The sequence below is a fragment of the Ruegeria sp. AF1 genome (assembly GCF_056542125.1).
This window is the reverse complement of the sequence record NZ_JBQFZG010000001.1, coordinates 228,970-248,588: the sequence shown is the minus strand read 5'-3', so window position 1 is coordinate 248,588 and position 19,619 is coordinate 228,970. Positions and strand designations below refer to the sequence as shown.

Here is a 19,619-nt window from a genome sequence, read left to right as displayed (position 1 = left end):
CCGCAGCCTGCCCATTTATTCCTTTCGCCCAGACGTTCCGGGCTCAGGTACTACATTGCCCCGAAAGGGGCACAATCGGTCTGCTTTGCGGCGAATAATATGTCATCACCTTCAGCAAAGCAGCGAAACTCAATGATTCGGGGCTTATGGACACAAAACTGGCCCGGCCCGTCCGGACACAATAAAAGCAGTCCTGTGGAAAAGACAATGGGCAAACTGCACCGCCCCCAACCGTGGCATGCGGGATCGCCTTCATCTGGCCAAAAATATCCCGGGGGAGTCGCCAAAGGCGACGGGGGCAGAGCCCCCGTCACAAAGTTTACAGATAGTCCGACCGCTGGAGGCCGTATTTGGCCATCTTTTCATTCAGCGTTCGGCGCGGCAGGCACAGTTCATCCATCACAGACGCGATAGATCCTTTGTGCCGCCGCATCGTGTTGTCGATCAGCATCCGTTCAAAGGCTTCGACATATTCCTTCAGCGGCTTGCCTTCGGTGGTCATGACCGGCTGCATTTCCTCGTGATCCGACATCAACAGCGAGGCGATCGTTCCGGACCCACGGCGCGATTGCAGTACCGCGCGTTCGGCAATGTTGATCAACTGGCGCACGTTCCCCGGCCAGGGCGCCTGCAACAGCTGCGCGGCTTCCTGAGCGCTTACCTGAGGCGCATCACAACCGTATTCTTCGGCGAACTGCTCGCTCAGACGGGTAAACAGGGTCAGGATGTCCTCGCCCCTCTGGCGCAGGGGCGGCATGGTGATGCGCAAGGCGGCCAATCGATAGAACAGATCAGGCCGCAAGACATCTTCGGAGGTTTTTCCGGCCTCTTGCAGGTTCGAGATCGCTACGATGCGTGTCTCGGCCGGCGTGCCCTGCTCGTTCATCACGCTGAGCAGCTTGGCTTGCAGGGAATCGCTGAGCGCTTCGACATCTTCCAAAACCAGCGTTCCGCCCCGCGCCTCTTCGATGGCGGGCAATTGGGCGTCTTCAGGCATCATCGGCCCAAACAGACGTTTGGCCAACGCGTCTTCCTCGTGCGCCGCGCAGGACACCAGCACGAATTTCTTGCCGGCACGGCTTCCAACCGCGTGCAGGGCGTGTGCGACAAGCGTCTTTCCGGTCCCTGTCTCTCCGTCGATCAGCACATGGCCATCCGCCTGACCTAGATCGAGGATATCCTCGCGCAGGCGTTCCATAACCGGGCTGGCACCGATCAGTTTGTTCATGATCTGGGTGCCGCCGGACAATTCCCGGCGCAGCGCGCGGTTGTCCAATGTCAGACGCCGCGCATTGCTGGCCCGTTTGGCCAGTTCAGACATGCGGTCGGGGTTGAAGGGTTTTTCAAGGAAATCGAATGCACCGACACGCATCGCCTCAACAGCCATCGGAACATCGCCGTGACCGGTGATCATGATCACGGGCAAGGTGCTGTCAGCGCCCATCAGCTTTTTGAGAAGCTGAATGCCGTCCATTCCGGGCATCTTGATGTCCGAAATCACTATCCCCGGATAATCCGGACCCAACACCTTGAGCGCATCTTCCGCGCTGGCGAAGGTTTCCGTGTCATAGCCGGACAAAGCGAGCCACTGGCTGATCGATTGGCGCATGTCCTGTTCATCGTCAACAATGGCAATTTTCATGGCTTGTGCCATAGTCATTCCTCGTTATTCCGCGGCTTCAAGGCCGTCGCTTCCCAGTGCAGGCAACTGCATTTCAAACACCGCACCGCCATATTGGCCGTTGCGTGCAGTCAGCCGTCCCCCATGGTCGTTCACGATCCCCGACGAGATGGCAAGCCCCAGACCAACACCGTCTCCGGGCTGTTTGGTTGTGTAGAACGGCTCGAACAGGTTTTCGATATCCTCGATTCCGTGCCCGTTGTCGCGTACGGTCAGCACAGCCGTGTCACCAGCTGCCAGGATGATTTCCACATCCGGCTCCGCCACTGATTTGGTGGCGTCCAGCGCGTTTCGCAAGAGGTTGACCATGACCTGTTCGATGCGCATTCGGTCCCCCATCACGATCACGGGTTCCTCTGGTACGATCTGTGTGATCTTCACGTGTCGCTGACGCAATTGCGGCTCCATCATCGACAGGGACGAGGCCAGCGCTTCACCAAGATTTACTGGTGAAAACGCATCCGCACCCTTGCGCGCATAAGACTTGAGCTGCCGGGTAATTGCCCCCATCCGTTCGATCAGACCATCGATGCGGCCAAAGCTGGCAAGGGCCTCTTCCGGGCGGTTGCGGCGCAGCAGCAGACGGGCCCCGGCCAGATAGGTTTTCATTGCCGCCAGAGGCTGGTTCAACTCGTGACTGACCGCTGCCGACATCTCGCCCAGGGCGGCCAGTTTCGAGCTTTGCGCAAGCGTCTGTTCCGCCAAATCCAGCGTCTTTTCAACCCGTTCACGTTCAGCGATTTCCCGCTGTAGCCGTGCATTCAATGCGCGAAGCTCTGCCGACTCGCGCTGGAACAGGGTCATGCGCAACGTGGCACGGCGGCTCAACGCATAGAACGCAAGCGCCAGAAGAATCGCAAACCCCATGATTTCCAGCGCCAGAACGCTGTTCACCTTTTCCCGGATCGAGGCATAGGTCGTGAACGAGGTCATCTGCCAGCCGCGGAAAGGAATGCGCGTCTCGATCCGCATCACCGCTTCGCCCTGAAGATAGGCATCAGGCGGCAGCGCGGTCCAATCGGTTGTTGCCCGGATCGCGCGCTGGATCGCCCCTTGTGGCGGTTGGCGCAGCATCGCCGTGTTCTCATCCAGCCCGCGCCAGCGGGGTTCCGTGGACAAAATGATGTTGCCGGTGCTGTCGGTAACCATCACCGCGTCCGAGATACCTGCCCAAGCGCGTTCGAACTTTTGCAGGTCAACCTCGACGACGATTACGCCCAGGAACTCGGCCCCGTTCTCCAACCGGCGCGAATACACAAAGCTGTACCCGCCTGCGTCCTTGGGAATAACAGAGAAGATCGTCGCGTTCGAGCGGATCGCATCCACAAAATATGGCGTGTTCCGATGTCCTTCGCCCAACCTGTTTCGGTCGGTCGCGGCAACTGTGCGCCCGTCGCTGTCCAGCAAAACCAGTGAGGCCGCGCCGATCTCTTCCACGAATGAAATAAGGCGTTGGGTAGACAGGGTGTAATCGCCTGACTGCAATGCCGAAATCAACGTCGGGTCGCGGGCCAGCAATTGCGGAACAATCGAGTTGCGGCGCAATTCACTCAGCAAGTTGCCCGAATACAGCGTCAGTCGCAGCTCTGCCCGGTTGCGCGTGGATTCGGTGAACCTGTCAGTCAACAGCCGGTTCGTCACCCAGACCGTTGCAATTGTCGCGACCAGCAGAACAAGAACCGCCAGCCGCAACCGCCAGCCCAGCGGCGCACCACGAAACGGTTTCAACATATTTGACCAGCCAGATCGAACTTCTGTGTTCATGGCAAAAGGTTACGCCCCGGCGGGCGAGACCTCAAGTCACGCCGCTTCAAACACACCTGACAATGCGCGGAACAACGCCACCCCGTCTGTGCCGCCATGACCCTGATCGGCTGCGCGTTCGGGGTGCGGCATCATTCCAAGAACGCGGCGGTTTTCCGACAGGATTCCGGCGATATCCCCGATCGAGCCGTTCGGGTTTTCGGCATAGGTAAAAGCGATCCGGTCCTGATCTTTCAGCGCGGCCAGCGTCGCGTCATCCGCAAAATAGTTGCCATCGTGGTGCGCAATCGGAATACCGATCACATCGCCTGCGTTGTAGCCGCTGGTAAACGCGCAGTCGCTGGTCTCAACCCTTAGGCCAACGGTCTTGCAGATGTATTTCAGCCCAGCATTGCGCAGCAATGCGCCCGGCAAAATGCCGGTTTCGGTCAGAACCTGAAAACCGTTGCAAATGCCTACGGCATAACCGCCGCGCTGCGTGTGTTCGACGACGGCCTTGCAAATCGGCGATTGGGCCGCGATTGCGCCGCAACGCAGGTAATCTCCATAAGAGAACCCGCCCGGCACGCCCACGATATCAATACCTTCGGGCAAAGCCGCGTCTTTGTGCCAGACCATATCGACCTGAAAACCGGCCTGCTCAAAGGCGACGGCAAGATCTCGGTCACAGTTGGATCCGGGGAAAACGATTACGGCTGCACGCATGGCGGGCCCTCCTACGAGACAAAATCTGTGACAACCGCAACACCCGGAGGCGTTGGATGGTCAAAAGCGGCAAGCTCGGCGCTTACCTGGTTCAGGGTTATTTTCCGGGTCACCAGCGGGCTCAGGTCGACCCCTTGGCCCGCGATCAGCGACAACAGCGACGGATAGCGCCAGCTTGGCATTCCACGGGTGCCAAATACGGAGAGCTGACCAGAATAGAGCACATCCATCGGCAACGACATCTGCGCATGGTCCCCCGTGGGCATTCCGATTTGCACCATGCGCCCCATTTTGCGCAGGGATCGCATGGCGGAAACGGTCGTGGCTTCGACGCCAAGCGCCTCGATCGCAACATCGGCGCCGCCACCGGTGATGTCTTTCACCGCCTGTGGGGAATCACATGTCGCGGCATTGACCACCGCGTCGGCGCCCAGAGTTTTGGCATAGGCCAGCTTGTCCTCGGCGATATCGACTACGATAACACGCGTGCCGAGCGCCTTGCCAAGAAGAAGCGTTGATATTCCGACACCGCCGCCGCCAAATACAGCAATCCACTCACCACCCTGCACCTGCGCCCGGCCAACAAGCGCCTGCCACGCCGTGGTTACGCGGCACCCCAATGCGGCGGCGATTTCAGGCGCGATGCTGTCGGGCAAGGATGTCAGGTTGGCATCGGCATGAGCCACGGCAACATATTCAGCAAAAGCCCCGTCACAGGTAAAGCCGGGCACGACCTGGTTCGGACAGATTGTCTGATGACCCTTTGCGCAGTCCGGGCAATGCCCACAGGCAAGGATAAAGGGCGCAATCACCCGGTCCCCAACACGCCACCGTTTAACGCGCGCACCGACCGAGACCACCTCGCCGCAAAACTCGTGACCGGGTGTCATGGGCAGGACAACGTCCGGGTCTGAGCCCGACCACGCGTGCCAGTCGGACCGGCACACACCGCAGGCCAGCACTCGCACCACAACACCGTCTTCAGCGGGAACCGGATCGGGGATCGTCGACACCTCAAGCGGTTGACGATAGGTGATCAGACGCGCGGCCCGCATCAATCAGACCAGTTCGATCTCGTAGCGTTCGATGACGGTGTTGGCCAAAAGCTTTTCGCACATCTCGGTCACGTCTGCCTCGGTTGCGCCATCGGCAAGCTCAAGATCGATGACTTTGCCCTGACGTACGCCTTCGACCTGATCAAAGCCCATTGCACCCAATGCGTGACGTACTGCTTCGCCCTGCGGGTCCAGCACCCCGTTCTTGAGCATCACATGAACCCGTGCTTTCATTTTGGCAACTCCAACTGAGGGCCGCATACAAGGCCCATTTCGTTGCGCGGGGGATAGCGCGCCTGAAGGGTTTCGACAACCCTGTTTCAAACGCAGTTTGCCGCAGGTGGGTGACGATCCCGCACCGTCAGATGGACCCGAGTAGTTTTGCCGGCACGGCAGCTGGAAGCTTCGGAATAGTCATCTGATCAAACGGCCCGGCCACACGCAAACACCCTGCTCTACCAACAACTTGGCAAAGACAAAACGCCGCCCTGAGGGGGCGGCGTTTCTAAGGCGTGGTATTTAGTTGATCAGCGTCGGCTTGGTGACGTTGCTGGCAGGCAGCACACCCAGTCTTCGGGCGACCTCGGAATAGGCATCTGTCAGACTGCCCAGATCGCGGCGGAATACATCCTTGTCCAGTTTCTGACCGGTCTTGATATCCCACAGGCGGCAGCTGTCCGGGCTGATTTCATCCGCAACGACCAGCCGCTGATAGTCGCCTTCAAACACGCGCCCGATTTCGATCTTGAAGTCAACCAGACGAATACCCACCGCCAGCATCACGCCGCTCAGGAAATCGTTCACGCGCAGCGCGAGGCTGAGGATGTCGTCCATGTCCTGCTGGCTGGCCCAGCCAAACGCGGCAATATGTTCCTCGGTGACAAGAGGATCGCCCAAAGCATCATCCTTGAAGCAATATTCAACGATCGGACGTGGCAATTGCGTCCCTTCTGCGATGCCAAGACGTTTCGACATCGAACCGGCCGCGTAATTGCGCACGATCACTTCCAGTGGAATGATCTCGCAGTTGCGCACCAGCTGTTCGCGCATATTCAGGCGCCGGATGAAGTGGTTCGGAATACCAATCTGGGTCAGCCCGGTCATGAAGAACTCGGACAAACGGTTGTTCAGCACGCCTTTGCCGTCAATCACGTCTTTCTTCTCGGCATTGAACGCGGTGGCGTCATCCTTGAAATACTGTACGATGGTGCCCGGTTCGGGGCCTTCATACAGAATTTTGGCCTTGCCTTCGTAGATTTTCTTGCGACGCGCCATAAGCGACCTTTCCAGACTGGCGAAAGGGAATGAGTCCCTTCACGTTGGCGTCCTCATAGTGCAAGCCCTGCGTTCCCGCAAGTTCGCTGCCCCGAGGGCCTTTGACGCAGCGCAAATACCTTGCACCCAGAGTGTCCTATTGTCATATCATCAGTGAGAAACGGTAATCCAAGGGGTCCCCAACCAATGACCACATTCGACGAACGTGAAGCCGCGTTTGAAAGCAAATTCGCCCATGACGAAAAGATGCAGTTCATCGCTCGGATGCGCCGCAACCGCTTTATGGCTGTCTGGGCGTCTGCGCTGAAGGGCGAAACTGTTGAACAGGCACGGAAATACGGCCAGGAACTGGTTCATACCGACCTACAGCATGTCGGCGAAGACGATGTTGTCGAGGCGGTCAAAGCCTACTTGGGTGATCTTGCGGATGAAGCCACGATCCGTTCGAAAATGGCCGAGCTTCTGGTTGAAGCCAAAGAACAGGTGATGGTGGAAGGCGAGCACTGATTGCCTGAAATGCAAAATTCATGATCTTCATGAGTTTTATGAAATTGATTTGACGCCCTGGTCATGAGACACGGGGCGTCTCTGTTTTTTTGCAGCGTTTATACGCTTTTTCTGGAATAACCCTATGACAAACGCGCTGAGCAAACTTCTGGACACCAAAGACGCCATCCTTGCGGACGGTGCAACGGGGACCAATTTATTTAACATGGGTCTGCAATCAGGTGACGCGCCTGAGCTGTGGAATGTGGATGCTCCGGACAAGATCAGGGCGCTGTATCAGGGTTCCGTCGACGCGGGCAGCGACCTGTTTCTGACCAACACGTTTGGAGGCACTGCGGCGCGTCTGAAACTGCATGATGCGCAGAACCGCGTGGGCGAGCTGAACCGTATCGGCGCAGAACTTGGACGTGAAATCGCGGACAAAGCCGGGCGCCCTATTGTCGTGGCCGGATCGGTTGGACCCACCGGCGAGATTATGGAACCGGTCGGCAGCCTATCGCATTCCGACGCGGTTGAAATGTTCCATGAACAGGCCGAGGCTTTGAAAGCGGGCGGAGTTGACGTTCTTTGGGTGGAAACCATCAGCGCGCCAGAGGAATTCCGCGCGGCAGCCGAGGCCTTTGCGCTGGCCGACATGCCCTGGTGCGGCACGATGAGCTTTGACACGGCCGGGCGCACGATGATGGGTGTCACCTCGGCCGATCTTGCGCTTTTGGTCGAAACCTTGCCAAACCCACCGATCGCTTTTGGGGCCAATTGTGGTACCGGCGCGTCGGATATCCTGCGCACGGTTCTGGGTTTTGCAGCGCAAGGCACCGAGCGTCCGCTGATCTCAAAGGGCAATGCGGGTATTCCGAAATACGTGGATGGCCATATCCATTATGACGGGACACCCGAACTGATGGGTCGGTATGCTGCCATGGCACGGGATTCGGGCGCAACAATCATCGGCGGGTGCTGCGGGACCATGCCTGATCATCTGCGCAAAATGCGCGAAGCGCTGGATACCACTTCGCGCGGCGAGCGCCCAACACTGGATCAGATCACCGAGGCACTGGGGCCGTTTTCGTCGGCTTCGGACGGAACCGAGGACGACGCAGGCCCCGAACGCCGCACGCGTCGCCGTCGCCGCGCCTAACGCTTATCAACGCCCTTCGAATTTCGGAGGGCGTTTTTCCATGAACGCCACCACACCTTCTGCAAAATCCCGCGACCGGCCACATTCACCTTGAAGATGCGCCTCGGTTGCAAGCTGCTGCTGCAATGTGTTTTCGTAGGTCCCGCGGATGGCACGCTTGATCGCGCCATAGGCGGCGGTTGGACCTTTGGCCAGATATTCTGCCCTTTTGTGCCAATGTGCGGCAAACGTATCATCGGGGACAGCTTCCCAGATCATGCCCCATTCTTCGGCCTGCCGGGCGCTGATCTTGTCAGCAAACAAGGCGGCCCCCATTGCTTTGGCCAAGCCCATCTGACGCGGCATGAACCAGGTGCCCCCGGCATCGGGCAGCAAGCCGATACGTGCAAAAGCCTGCAGGAAATACGCACTCTCCGTTGCAATAACCACGTCCGCACACAGCGCAAGGTTGGCCCCTGCCCCCGCAGCAGGTCCGTTTACAGCCGCGATCGTCGGAACAGGACAGCTGTGGATGGCTTCCAGCATCGGCTCGTACTCGTCGCGCAATGATCGTTCCAGATCGATCTTGCCGGTCGATGATGCATCCCCCAGATCCTGCCCGGAACAAAACGCCGGCCCCGCGCCGGTGATAACGATACAGCGCGCTTTAACCGCGGCGTCTTTCATCGCGTGGGTAATCTCTGCCCGCATCCGAGTGGTCAGCGCGTTCATCTTGTCCGGTCTGTTCAGGGTCAGAACCGCCAGACCGTCCGATATGTCCAATAGAACCGTTTCGTAATTCATGAAAACCTTTCCCTCGCGCCACGTGTTTCAGCACACTTACTTGTCCGGGCAGGATGGGAAAAGCAGAACCAAACGTCAGTCTTCAAGAATTTGGCGAAGGCGTTCTTGTTCTTCCGCACTTAGAGCTTCGGTTTCACCCGAAACCTGCGCCCTGGCGCGTGTGCGAAGAAAGTTCAGCCCGACTGCGGCAGCGATCAGCAGCATGATCGGCCCGGCAAGCCACAACAGCAGGTTCGAACCACTGGTGGTGGGCTTGAGCAGGACATATTCGCCGTAGCGGTCAACGATAAACGAGATGGCCTCTTCGTCGCTGTCACCCGCAACCAAACGTTCGCGCAAAAGCAGACGCAGATCGCGCGCCAGATCGGCGTTGCTTTCGTCAATGCTTTCATTGCGACACACCAGGCACCGCAATCCAACACTCAGGTCGCGCGCCCGCTGCTCCAGAACCGGGTCGTCCAGAACTTCATCAGGTTGTACCGCGAACACGGGTGCTGAAAGCAGCAGCAGGATCAGAACAAGGCGCTTCATTCTGCGGGTACTCCGCCAGCGGGGGATTTACGCGCGCCTGCGGCGACGCGGAAGCGCCTGTCGCTCAGGCTGAGGACACCGCCGAGCGCCATCAGGATACATCCACCCCAGATCCAGTTCGCCAGCGGTTTGATATAGGTTCTCATGACCCAGCCACCGTCTGCCTGCTGATCCCCGATGACGACGTAAAGGTCACCAAGAAAACGATAGTCAATCGCGGCCTCGGTCGTCGGCATGCGTGCGACGGGATAATCCCGTTTCTCGGGATGCAGCGTTCCGATGGCGCGACCGCCCTTTTCCACCAAAACATCAGCCGTGGTTGAAAAATAGTTCGGCCCCTGTACCCGTCGCACGTCCTGCAACGTCAGTGTAAACTGACCCACTTCGAACGGCTGGTTCAGCTGCGCCACACGGATATCTTCTGCCTCCCACGCGGTCAGACCGGCAATCGCAAAGATCGTCACGCCAAGGCCGGTATGGGCAACTGCCTTACCCCAATCGGCGCCCGGAAGTCGGATCAGACGTTTGAAGCTGCCATTGCGGCCTGTCCGGCTCCACAAATCAATGGCGGCACCGAAAGTGATCCATGCCCCCAGAAACAGGCCTACGGGCCCTAGCGCGCTGCGACCGGTCTGCATTGCCCAAACCAACAACGCAATCGCCAGCGCCAGACCAAAGGCATAGCGCAGGGACCAGGCCGTTTTGCCCAACCGACCGCGTTTCCACGGCAGCATGGCCCCGATCGGCAGGATCAGACCCAGCAAAACCATGAACGGTGAAAAGGCCGCGTTGAAAAACGGCGCCCCGACCGAGAGTTTGCGGTCGAACATCATCTCGGCCACCATCGGCCACATCGTCCCGACAAAGACAACGAAACAACTGACCGCAAGAAGGACATTGTTCACGATCAGCGCGCTTTCGCGGCTGACCATGCCAAAAACGCCCTTGGCCTCCATCGCCTGCGCCCGCGCGGCAAACAAGGTAAGCGCGCCACCGATGAAGAAGACCAGAATGATCAGGATGAACACACCGCGTTCAGGATCATTGGCAAAAGCATGTACCGAGGTCAGCAGACCTGAACGCACGATAAACGTGCCGATCAGGGAAAATCCAAACGCAATAATTGCCAGCAGAATGGTCCAGCTTTTCAACGCTTCGCGCTTTTCCACGACAATTGCCGAGTGCAACAGCGCCGCCGCTAGCAGCCAGGGCATGAAGGATGCGTTTTCCACCGGGTCCCAGAACCAGAAACCGCCCCAGCCCAGTTCGTAATAAGCCCACCAGGATCCCAACGCGATTCCGATAGTCAGGAAAACCCATGCCGCCAGCGTCCAGGGGCGCACCCACCGGCCCCATGCTGCATCGATACGCCCTTCGATCAGGGCAGCAATCGCAAAGCTGAATGCCATGCTCAGCCCGACATAGCCGAGGTACAAAAACGGCGGGTGGAAGGCCAGCCCAGGATCTTGCAGCAGTGGGTTCAGGTCACGCCCGTCAAACGGAGCGATGGCAAGCCTGTCAAACGGGTTCGACGTGAACAGGATGAAACCGAAAAACGCCACGGCAATGGCCGACTGAACGGCCAGAACACGGGCCTTGAGTGTCGGTGGCAAGCCGCCACCAAAGAAAGCCGCCATCGCTCCAAACAGGGTGACGATCAGCACCCACAGCAGCATGGATCCTTCGTGGTTGCCCCATGTTCCGCTGATCTTGTACAGCATCGGCTTAGCCGTGTGGCTGTTCTCGACCACAATCCTGAGGGAAAAGTCAGACGTTACAAACGCCCAGATCAAAGCACCAAATGCAAACGCCGTCAGCAGGAACTGGACGATCGCGGCGGGCTCTGCAAAGGCCATCCAGCCGGTCCAGCGTTTTGAGGCGCCGATAAGTGGAACAACGCTTTGCACAATGGCGACAAAGAACGCGAGGATCAGGGTGAAGTGGCCAAGTTCTGTAATCATGCCCCGGAATATACGCCGGTGCGGAACCGGGGGCCATGACCTTTAGCTTGATCTGCACGCACAAAGTGTCGCGGGTCAGATACCGCGAAGCTTTCGCCAATCGTTCAGAGCCTGATTTTCTTCGGGACGTATGACATCGCTGTTCAGCACAGCATCCGGACCGGGATCGGCAGCACCGGGGCTGTCGCTCTGCATGGTGCGCAAGGCCTCGATATTGCTCAAGACCGTTGGCAGTTGCGTCATGGTTGAGCGGATATCCCGCTGAAAATCCTGAATTTTACTCTGGTGACGCGCGCCAAAGTAAAACGACACGATCACGCCCAGCAACCACCAGAGCGGCTCTGGTACCAAGGCTATGCCCTGCATCCGTGCGGCAAACCATATTGGGTCGACCATGGCGGCAACGAATAAGCCAAGCGTTCCCAATGCCAGCGCCGGGCGCGGCAACCTGTTCACGCCGTCCATGACACGGTCAAACAGCCCCTTCTGAGGCGCCTGAAATTCGGAACCAAACTGTAACATGGCCTGAGTTTGAACCTCATTTGCGCGCACCGCGCTTGCTTCTGTGTTTTCACGATAGAGTTCTGCGGTTTCCTGCAAGACGTTGCGGCCGTTTCCAAACAGCAGCGCCAGCACACCTGAAATCAGCCCCATGCCGCGATCCTTTTGTTAAAATCGCTGTCCGAAAGGTGATAACGCGGCGAAAGAAACTCTTCGGCCCGTATTATCCAGCCGCCTTTGCCGCCTGATCGGCTACGCGCGTATTTTCTGGATGCAGGCCGCCGATCAGCAAGGCGAAAATAGTAATTTCGCCGCGCAATCCCGTAAGCGTCGCGCAAGACGCCGGGCTCTGGCTGCGCCGCGCTTTCGCAGGCCGCCACGGTTTGCGGGCCGATTATGCCATCGGCAGTGACGTTAAACCCCATTTCCTTTAGCAGCCGCTGAAGAATCTTCACCGCCTGCGCACCGGCATTCACATACATGTCGAAAACAGAGGCATGCAGGGTTTCGGGCAGCTCACCAATGCGCGGCTTGTCGAAATAATGCTGCACAAAGATGTCGACCGCTTGCCGAGGGGACAAAGCGCGCACATCCGCCTCGTCAATCCGGCCGTCGCCGGTCAGATCCAAGCCCAGCCTGCGCAGGGTGTGAATCGTGACCCCGAACTTGGTTGCTCCGCCCGGATCGTCGGGGTCATAAACAAAGCCCCCTTCACGGGCCACAATCTCTTTGGCAATTTGGCGTACCGTCTGCATACCACCCTCGTAACGTTAGGTGGCCACACCGTTTCCGACAGACATTAACGATTCAAAACGAAACGGAGCGCTGCATGCACCATGCACGCAACGCTCCGAAGCAGGTTCAGAGAGTTTATCAGCTTTCTTCCGCGCCTTTATAGACACCTTGCTCTTTCAGAGCGTCCATGACCTCTTTCGGCATGTAGGTTTCATCATGTTTGGCAAGAATTTCAGTCGCTTCAAAGACCCCGTTCACGTAACTGCCCGTGCCGATCATTCCCTGATTTTCCGAGAATAGATCAGGCAGAACACCTGTGAACGAGACCGGAACGCTTTCGCCACCATCCGTTACAACAAAACGAATGGTTTCGCCCTGTCCGCGAATGATCGAGCCTTCTTCGACCAAGCCGCCAATCCGGAACACTTCGGTTGGTTTCGGCGGCTCAGCAATCACCTCACTGGGTGAGCGGAAAAAGTTGATCCCGTCCTGCAATGCCCAGCCAATCAACGCTGTTGCCGTCACCAAGGCAACAACTGCCACCAGAATGACTTGTACGCGCCGACGTTTCTTGAGCGTTTTCATACCATCCTCACGGGAAAAGCGGGGCCATCATCAGGCCCAGAGTTTCATCTTCACCTAACATCAGGTTCGCGTTCTGCAAGGCTTGCCCACTGCTACCTTTTGTCAGGTTATCCAGCGCCGCAATCACAATTGAGCGCCGCTCAATCCTATCCGCCACAACACCGATATGACAGAAATTCGACCCCCGCACATGGTGGGTTGAAGGAGTCTCACCTATCGGCAGCATCTGGATGAACGGCTCGTCCGCGTAGGCTTTGGCAAGCGTTTCGTAGATGCTGTGCGGGTCGCCCTTCACATAGGTTGTGGCCAGAATACCCCTGTTTGCAGGGATAAGGTGGGGCGTGAACTGCACATGCACAGCCCGACCGGCAAGTTTCGAAAACTCCTGATCAAACTCGCCAAGATGTCTGTGCGTCCCTCCAACGGAATAGGCGTTGCTGCCTTCGCTCAGTTCAGCGTGCAGCAGGTTTTCCTTCAATGACCGCCCTGCCCCTGACACGGCGCATTTCAGGTCCAGAACGATATCGTCCAGATCAATGACCCCGGCAGATATCAGCGGCCGCAGAACATATTGCCCGGTCGCCGCATTGCACCCGGTGCCCGCAACAAGCCGTGCCCCCTTGATGTCTTCGCGGTAGAACTCGGTCAGACCATAGATCGCCTCTTCCTGCTGTTTTAGCGCGGTATGCGGATTGCCGTACCATTTTTCGTACTCGTCAGGGTCGGCCAGCCGGAAGTCGGCAGACAGGTCAATGATTTTCAGATCTTTCGGCAAGTCCCGGATCACTTCCTGACTGGTTTTGTGCGGCAAAGCGCAAAAACACAGGTCAACCTGCGAAAAGTCGATCTCGGAGATTTTGCACAGATCAGGCAGATCCATGTGGCGCAGATGCGGGAAAACCTGCGCCATGGTCATGCCAGCCTTACGTTCGGCGGCCAGCGCGACGATATCCATGTTCGGGTGCTCGGCGATCAGCCGCACCAGTTCAGCGCCGGTATAGCCCGAAGCGCCCAGAATTGCGATTTTATGGGTCATGTCAGACCTCTTTCACTTGAGTGTCACATGTTTCGACCGCCGATGTGACGGCCTTGAAATAAGGGAAGCAAAGTGGCTGCGTCCTTGACCTAAGTCAGGCAGCCTGGAACGTGATTTGTCGTCGGAGGAACTGCGTCGCCCGGTCGCTGACTACATTGGGTTTGCCAGTTGTCAGAAAACCACTCGGGCCCTCGCCCAACATGTTGGGGTGACGTTGCAGGTAATCTGCCAGACTGTCAGCAACAAGCGCACCCTGGCTGTAAACCTGCACATCATCACCCAACGCCGCCTGGAATGCTTCGGCCATCAACGGGTAATGCGTGCAGCCCAGAATAGCAGCCTGAGGTTCTGGCATTTTGCGTTTCAGCGCATCCACATGGCTGCGCACCAAGGCTTCGGCCAGGATCATGTCACCGTCTTCTATGGCATCCACAACGCCGCCACAGGCCTGTGCCTCGACATCTACTCCGATGGCCCGAAATGCCAGTTCCCGCTGAAAGGCCCTGCTGGACACGGTGGCAGGCGTTGCAAACAACGCCACATGTTTGACGGCCACTTCGCGCGGCGGGGAATTGTCGCCCCATTGCCGTTCGGTCAGTGCTTCGATCAACGGGACAAAAACGCCAAGAACGCGTTTGCCGCTGGGCACGCCTTCTTCCTGCATCCGCCGCAACGCTGCGGCGCTGGCGGTGTTGCAGGCCAGAATCACCAGATTGCAGCCACGCGACCACAGATCCTGAACCGCCTTGCGGGTCAGCTGATAGATATCCTCGGCATCACGCACACCGTATGGCGCGTGTGCACTGTCTGCAAAATACAGGAAATCAACGTCCGGCAGACGTTGCTGTGCGGCACTCAGGACGGTCAGACCGCCCAAACCGGAATCAAAGATACCTACTGCCATTAGATCATTCAGGCGCGATGCCGTTCCTCAAACTCATAGCCGTAATCATAGGACTTCAACGGCGTTGGAGACAGCTCATACGTGGCTTTGCGCAGGAAATCCATCATCTTGCGCGTATCCTTGCTGAGCGGGTCCAGAATGTCGCGCCTGATCGGCTCTCCGACTACGGCCTTCACCGGTGTATCAACGCGTTTCTTGAACTCTTTGATCAGCAGGCCCATCCGCAAAGTACTGTGCAGATGGCTGGCGATCTGAAACAGACGAGACGTGTGGCCATCAAAGAAAACCGGAACAACTGTGGCATTAGATTTCGCCACCATCCGCGCGGTAAACCCGCGCCAACCCGGATCCATGGGGTGGGAAAACGGCTTAACCCCGGTGCTGACCGTCCCGCCGGGAAAAATGCCGATCGCCCCGCCTTCGCCCAGATATGTGAGTGCGGTTTTGCGGGTCTCAAGGTTCAGCTGCATCGCCTCTTTCGTTTCATCAAACGAAATTGGCAGAATGATGCGATTCAGGTCTTCGGCCTTGCGAAACACCCGATGGGCCAGAATGCGGAAATCACCCCGCGTCTCGGACAGGATATGTCCCATCATCAGGCCATCCAGAATTCCGTAGGGATGATTGGCAATCAGGATCAGAGGACCGTCTTTCGGGATATTCGAAAGCGATCCCCCCGCCACGTCCAGTGTAAGCCCATAGCGTTCGACCATCACAGCCCAAAAGTCGCGCCCATTGGCAACGTCTTTCTCGTACCCGTCCGCGCGTTTGATCAGGCGCATACGGCCCGTCGTGTTCTCCATCAGCTTGATGACCATCCGCCCACCTTTGGTTTCGGCGGAATGCGCATAGGAAATGTCGCGAACGGCATGACGACGGGAAGGCATATGGGTCTCCGGTTTGCTGCCTGCAAAATAAGTGCAAGTAACGATTTTGCCTAGCTATCGTGACACGCTTGTGACGTTTTATTCCGCCGCAGCCTGCAACCCTGTCCCTCCGCCGCGAATGACGGTCAGCAACTCCTCGCGCCGTTTGGCTGCTTTGGCCTCGTTCTCGCGCAATACGGGGCCAAACCCACGGATATCCAGCGGCAAACGAGCCAGGGCGGCAATCGCATCGCGTGTTGTCTGCGATACAAGCGGCAGAACCTCGCGCATGTCCTTTTCATATTGACGGATCAACGCACGTTCCATCCTGCGTTCCGACGAATAGCCGAAGATATCCAGTGGCGTACCGCGCAGTGTCTTCAACCGGGTCAAAAGCTTCAGTGCGCCAAGGATGGCTTCGCCAAACGCACGTTTGCGGGGTCTGCCGTTGTTGCCCGATCCCCCCAAAAAGGGTGGGGCCAGATGGAACGTCATCTTGAAATCGCCATCGAACTCGGCAGCCGCTTTGTCACGGCTTGTCAGAAGAAGGCGCGCGACTTCGTATTCATCCTTGTAGGACAAAAGCTTGTGATAGCCTTTTGCCACCGCCTCGCGGATATCCGCATCCTCAACACTGTCGACCAGCTTGCGATACCGTTTGGCCAGCCGCGCACTTTGGTAATCGGTCAGATGGCTTGCGCGGAATTCGATCTTCTGATCCAGCGATCTGGGCATCTCGGTCACGGTCGGGGACAGAATGGACTGCACTTCAGCGGGATGCAGAACCGCCCAACGCCCGATATCGAACGCACGCTTGTTCCGTTCAATCGTAGTTCCGTTCAATTCGATGGCATCAAAGATCGCCTGATGGCGGACGGGCAACAACCCCCGCTGCCACGCCGCGCCAAAGATCATCATGTTGGAATAGATCGAGTCGCCCATCACGGCGCGTGCCAACTCGGTCGCGTCAAACAGCGAGACACCTTCTTTTAACCGTGCCTGGAGGGCCAGTTCCAGCTGATCGGCAGGAATGCGGAACTCGGTATTGCGCGTAAAGTCGCCTGTTACTGTCTCATGGCTGTTCACAACGGCGCCTGTACGGCCTGTGCGCGTCAGGCCCAAAGTTTTGGCTCCAGCGGACACCACCAGATCACCGCCGATCAGCGCATGGGCTTCGCCGGTTGCGACACGGATGGCGCTGATGTCTTCGGGTGCGTTGGCCAGACGGCAATGGATGTGAACCGCGCCGCCCTTCTGCGCCAAGCCCGCCATTTCCATCATGCCCGCGCCCTTGCCGTCAATCTGGGCAGCCTGCGCAAGAATCGCGCCCAGCGTGACAACACCGGTTCCCCCGACACCCGTGATCACCACGTTATGGGTGCCGCTGATCTTGGGCAACACCGGCATCGGCAGGTCCGGCAAGTCGATTTCGGTCGTTGCCTCTTTACGGATCTTCGCCCCCTCAAGCGTGACAAAGGATGGGCAAAAGCCGTTCAGGCAGGAATAGTCCTTGTTGCAGCTTGACTGATCGATGGCGCGCTTACGCCCAAGTTCTGTTTCCTTGGGCACAATCGACACACAGTTCGACTGCACCCCGCAATCGCCGCAGCCTTCGCACACATCGGTATTGATAAACACACGCTTGTCCGGGTCCGGGAACGTGCCGCGTTTGCGGCGACGGCGTTTTTCGGCCGCACAGGTCTGAACATAAACGATGACCGAGACGCCCTCGATCTCGCGAAATTTCTCCTGCACCTGCATCAGTTCCGCACGCTCGAACGTCTGAACACTCGACGGCAAAGCCTTGAAGTTCACGTCTTCCTTTTCGTCATAGACCAGAGCAACCTCACAGACACCCATGGCCTTGACCTCGGCAACGATCCGTTCTGCGGTCAGATCGCCTTCATTCTCCTGCCCGCCCGTCATGGCGACGGCATCGTTGAACAGGATCTTGAAGGTGATGTTCGTGCCCGCTGACAACGCCGCGCGGATCGCCTGAACGCCCGAGTGGTTATAGGTGCCATCGCCAAGGTTCTGGAACACGTGTTTGGTGGTCGAAAACGGTGCCTCACCGATCCAGTTCGCGCCTTCACCGCCCATCTGGGTAAAGCCGGTGGTGTTCCGGTCCATCCACTGAACCATGTAATGACAACCGATCCCTGCATAGGCACGGCTGCCATCGGGGACTTTGGTCGAACTGTTATGCGGGCAACCCGAGCAGAAATACGGAAGCCGCGTTGCAATTTCCTGTGCGTTGTCAGCCCGGCGTGCTTCGGATAATGAGGCCAGACCCGCACGAATACCATCGGTTTCGCGCCCTTCTTCGATCAGGATCTCACCCAGCTTTTCGGCAATCATGATCGGGTCCAGCGCGCCGCGGGTCGGGAACAGTTCATCGCGATGCAACGTACCGGCGCCGCCCTTGTACCACCCATAAACCCGGCGGCCGCGACGGTCGTCAAAGATAGCTTCTTTGACCTGAACTTCGATCAGCTTGCGCTTTTCCTCGACGATCACGATCAGGTCCAGTCCTTCGGCCCAGTCGTGGAACCCGACCATGTCCAGCGGGAAGGTTTGTCCCACCTTGTAGGTCGTGATCCCCAGCCGCTCGGCTTCGGACTCGTCGATGTTCAAAAGCGAGAGCGCATGGGTCAGGTCCAGCCAGTTCTTACCGGCCGCAACAAACCCGATCTTTGCACCCGGTTTGCCCCATATCCGCTTGTCCAGCTTGTTGGCATGTGAAAACGTCTCGGCTGCAAACCTCTTGTAATCGATGACGCGCGTTTCTTGCAGGTGCGGCGTGTCCCCAAGGCGGATATTCAAACCGCCTTCCGGCATATCGAAATCAGGTACGACAACCTGCATTCGGTCGGGGCGACCATCCACAACCGAAGTAACCTCGATTGTGTCCTTCATGGTCTTTAGCCCAACCCAAACCCCGGCAAAACGGCTGAGGGCATAGCCGTAAATTCCGTAGTCGAGGATTTCCTGCACGCCCGCCGGGCTGACGACAGGCATATACATATCCACCAGTGACCATTCGGACTGATGCAACACGGTCGAGCTTTCGCCAGTATGGTCATCACCCATCGCCATAAGCACACCGCCATGCTTGGCGGTACCGGCCATATTCGCGTGGCGCATGACGTCACCGGACCGATCTACGCCCGGCCCCTTGCCGTACCAAAGACCGAAAACCCCATCGAACTTACCGTCGCCGCGCAAGCCGGCCTGTTGGCTGCCCCACAGCGCTGTTGCCGCCAGATCTTCGTTCAATCCAAACTGAAACGTAACATCGCTTTCGGACAACGGCTTTTGCGCCCGCATCATCTGCTGATCAACAGCGCCCAGTGGCGAGCCACGATATCCAGTCACCAGCCCCGCAGTGTTCAGTCCCGCCTGCCGGTCTCTGGCCTTTTGCATCAGCATCAACCGGACAAGCGCCTGTGTTCCGTTCAGAAGAACGGGGCTTTTCTCAAGATCGAACCGGTCGTTTAACGTAATCTGTGGCTGACTCATCAGACGTCTCCCCTCGCCAGATCAGTGTGCATGTACTCAGCGCATTTTAGGTCATAATTTCTGACCTGTATAG

At 57.9% G+C, this 19,619-nt stretch carries 18 protein-coding genes; 2 read left to right on the top strand and 16 right to left on the bottom strand.

The window, feature by feature from the left end; translation table 11 throughout:
* Positions 1–319 precede the first annotated feature (319 nt).
* The 6 genes from ACR0BK_RS01165 to purC all read right to left on the bottom strand — a co-directional run bounded on the left by ACR0BK_RS01165 (position 320) and on the right by purC (position 6,480).
* Positions 320–1,654 carry a sigma-54-dependent transcriptional regulator gene (locus ACR0BK_RS01165; protein ID WP_480553879.1) on the bottom strand — a complete coding sequence of 445 codons (1,335 nt, stop codon included), beginning with the start codon at positions 1,652–1,654 and terminating at the stop codon, positions 320–322.
* A 12-nt stretch (positions 1,655–1,666) separates the two neighbouring features.
* Positions 1,667–3,412 (bottom strand): sensor histidine kinase, encoded by a 1,746-nt coding sequence (locus ACR0BK_RS01160; RefSeq protein WP_480481076.1) that lies wholly within the window; start codon positions 3,410–3,412, stop codon positions 1,667–1,669.
* 69 nt (positions 3,413–3,481) lie between these two features.
* Positions 3,482–4,150: a phosphoribosylformylglycinamidine synthase subunit PurQ gene (gene purQ / locus ACR0BK_RS01155; protein ID WP_480493251.1), complete on the bottom strand. Its 669-nt coding sequence runs from the start codon at positions 4,148–4,150 to the stop codon at positions 3,482–3,484.
* 11 nt (positions 4,151–4,161) lie between these two features.
* Positions 4,162–5,205: a zinc-dependent alcohol dehydrogenase family protein gene (locus tag ACR0BK_RS01150; protein ID WP_480553429.1), complete on the bottom strand. Its 1,044-nt coding sequence runs from the start codon at positions 5,203–5,205 to the stop codon at positions 4,162–4,164.
* Positions 5,206–5,208: 3 nt separating this feature from the next.
* Positions 5,209–5,439 carry a phosphoribosylformylglycinamidine synthase subunit PurS gene (gene purS / locus ACR0BK_RS01145; protein WP_117872765.1) on the bottom strand — a complete coding sequence of 77 codons (231 nt, stop codon included), beginning with the start codon at positions 5,437–5,439 and terminating at the stop codon, positions 5,209–5,211.
* A 285-nt stretch (positions 5,440–5,724) separates the two neighbouring features.
* Positions 5,725–6,480 carry a phosphoribosylaminoimidazolesuccinocarboxamide synthase gene (gene purC, locus ACR0BK_RS01140; RefSeq protein ID WP_209504015.1) on the bottom strand — a complete coding sequence of 252 codons (756 nt, stop codon included), beginning with the start codon at positions 6,478–6,480 and terminating at the stop codon, positions 5,725–5,727.
* Between the two features lie 186 nt (positions 6,481–6,666).
* Here purC and ACR0BK_RS01135 point away from each other — a divergent pair, with 186 nt between their 5' ends.
* Complete coding sequence (locus ACR0BK_RS01135; RefSeq protein ID WP_480472609.1) at positions 6,667–6,987, top strand: DUF1476 domain-containing protein; 321 nt, start codon at positions 6,667–6,669, stop codon at positions 6,985–6,987.
* A gap of 124 nt (positions 6,988–7,111) precedes the next feature.
* Positions 7,112–8,125, top strand: coding sequence for a betaine--homocysteine S-methyltransferase (gene bmt / locus ACR0BK_RS01130; RefSeq protein WP_480472607.1), 1,014 nt, complete (start codon positions 7,112–7,114; stop codon positions 8,123–8,125).
* A 6-nt stretch (positions 8,126–8,131) separates the two neighbouring features.
* Here the strand turns inward: bmt and ACR0BK_RS01125 are convergent, their stop codons facing one another.
* From ACR0BK_RS01125 to ACR0BK_RS01080, 10 genes are all read right to left on the bottom strand, one after another.
* On the bottom strand, positions 8,132–8,908 hold the full coding sequence (locus tag ACR0BK_RS01125; RefSeq protein ID WP_480553428.1) for an enoyl-CoA hydratase-related protein: 777 nt from the start codon (positions 8,906–8,908) through the stop codon (positions 8,132–8,134).
* Between the two features lie 75 nt (positions 8,909–8,983).
* The gene (locus ACR0BK_RS01120) at positions 8,984–9,439 is read right to left on the bottom strand and encodes a cytochrome c-type biogenesis protein (protein ID WP_480553427.1); all 456 of its coding nucleotides are present in this window, start codon (positions 9,437–9,439) and stop codon (positions 8,984–8,986) included.
* On the bottom strand, positions 9,436–11,400 hold the full coding sequence (locus tag ACR0BK_RS01115; RefSeq protein ID WP_480472601.1) for a heme lyase CcmF/NrfE family subunit: 1,965 nt from the start codon (positions 11,398–11,400) through the stop codon (positions 9,436–9,438). The genes ACR0BK_RS01120 and ACR0BK_RS01115 overlap by 4 nt, the downstream gene beginning before the upstream one ends.
* A 75-nt stretch (positions 11,401–11,475) precedes the next feature.
* Positions 11,476–12,054 carry a holin family protein gene (locus tag ACR0BK_RS01110; RefSeq protein WP_480553425.1) on the bottom strand — a complete coding sequence of 193 codons (579 nt, stop codon included), beginning with the start codon at positions 12,052–12,054 and terminating at the stop codon, positions 11,476–11,478.
* On the bottom strand, positions 12,045–12,656 hold the full coding sequence (locus ACR0BK_RS01105) for a holin-associated N-acetylmuramidase (protein WP_480553424.1): 612 nt from the start codon (positions 12,654–12,656) through the stop codon (positions 12,045–12,047). Before ACR0BK_RS01105 ends, ACR0BK_RS01110 begins: the two co-directional genes overlap by 10 nt.
* A 118-nt stretch (positions 12,657–12,774) precedes the next feature.
* Entirely contained in the window at positions 12,775–13,221 is a 447-nt protein-coding gene (gene ccmE / locus ACR0BK_RS01100; protein ID WP_480553422.1) for a cytochrome c maturation protein CcmE, read from the bottom strand.
* A gap of 7 nt (positions 13,222–13,228) precedes the next feature.
* Positions 13,229–14,257, bottom strand: a complete 1,029-nt coding sequence (argC, locus tag ACR0BK_RS01095) for an N-acetyl-gamma-glutamyl-phosphate reductase (RefSeq protein ID WP_480553420.1) — start codon at positions 14,255–14,257, stop codon at positions 13,229–13,231.
* 94 nt (positions 14,258–14,351) lie between these two features.
* Complete coding sequence (locus tag ACR0BK_RS01090) at positions 14,352–15,161, bottom strand: glutamate racemase (protein ID WP_480472593.1); 810 nt, start codon at positions 15,159–15,161, stop codon at positions 14,352–14,354.
* A gap of 8 nt (positions 15,162–15,169) precedes the next feature.
* Entirely contained in the window at positions 15,170–16,048 is an 879-nt protein-coding gene (locus tag ACR0BK_RS01085; RefSeq protein ID WP_480553418.1) for a lysophospholipid acyltransferase family protein, read from the bottom strand.
* A 78-nt stretch (positions 16,049–16,126) separates the two neighbouring features.
* Positions 16,127–19,546, bottom strand: coding sequence for an indolepyruvate ferredoxin oxidoreductase family protein (locus tag ACR0BK_RS01080; protein WP_480553416.1), 3,420 nt, complete (start codon positions 19,544–19,546; stop codon positions 16,127–16,129).
* Positions 19,547–19,619 lie beyond the last annotated feature (73 nt).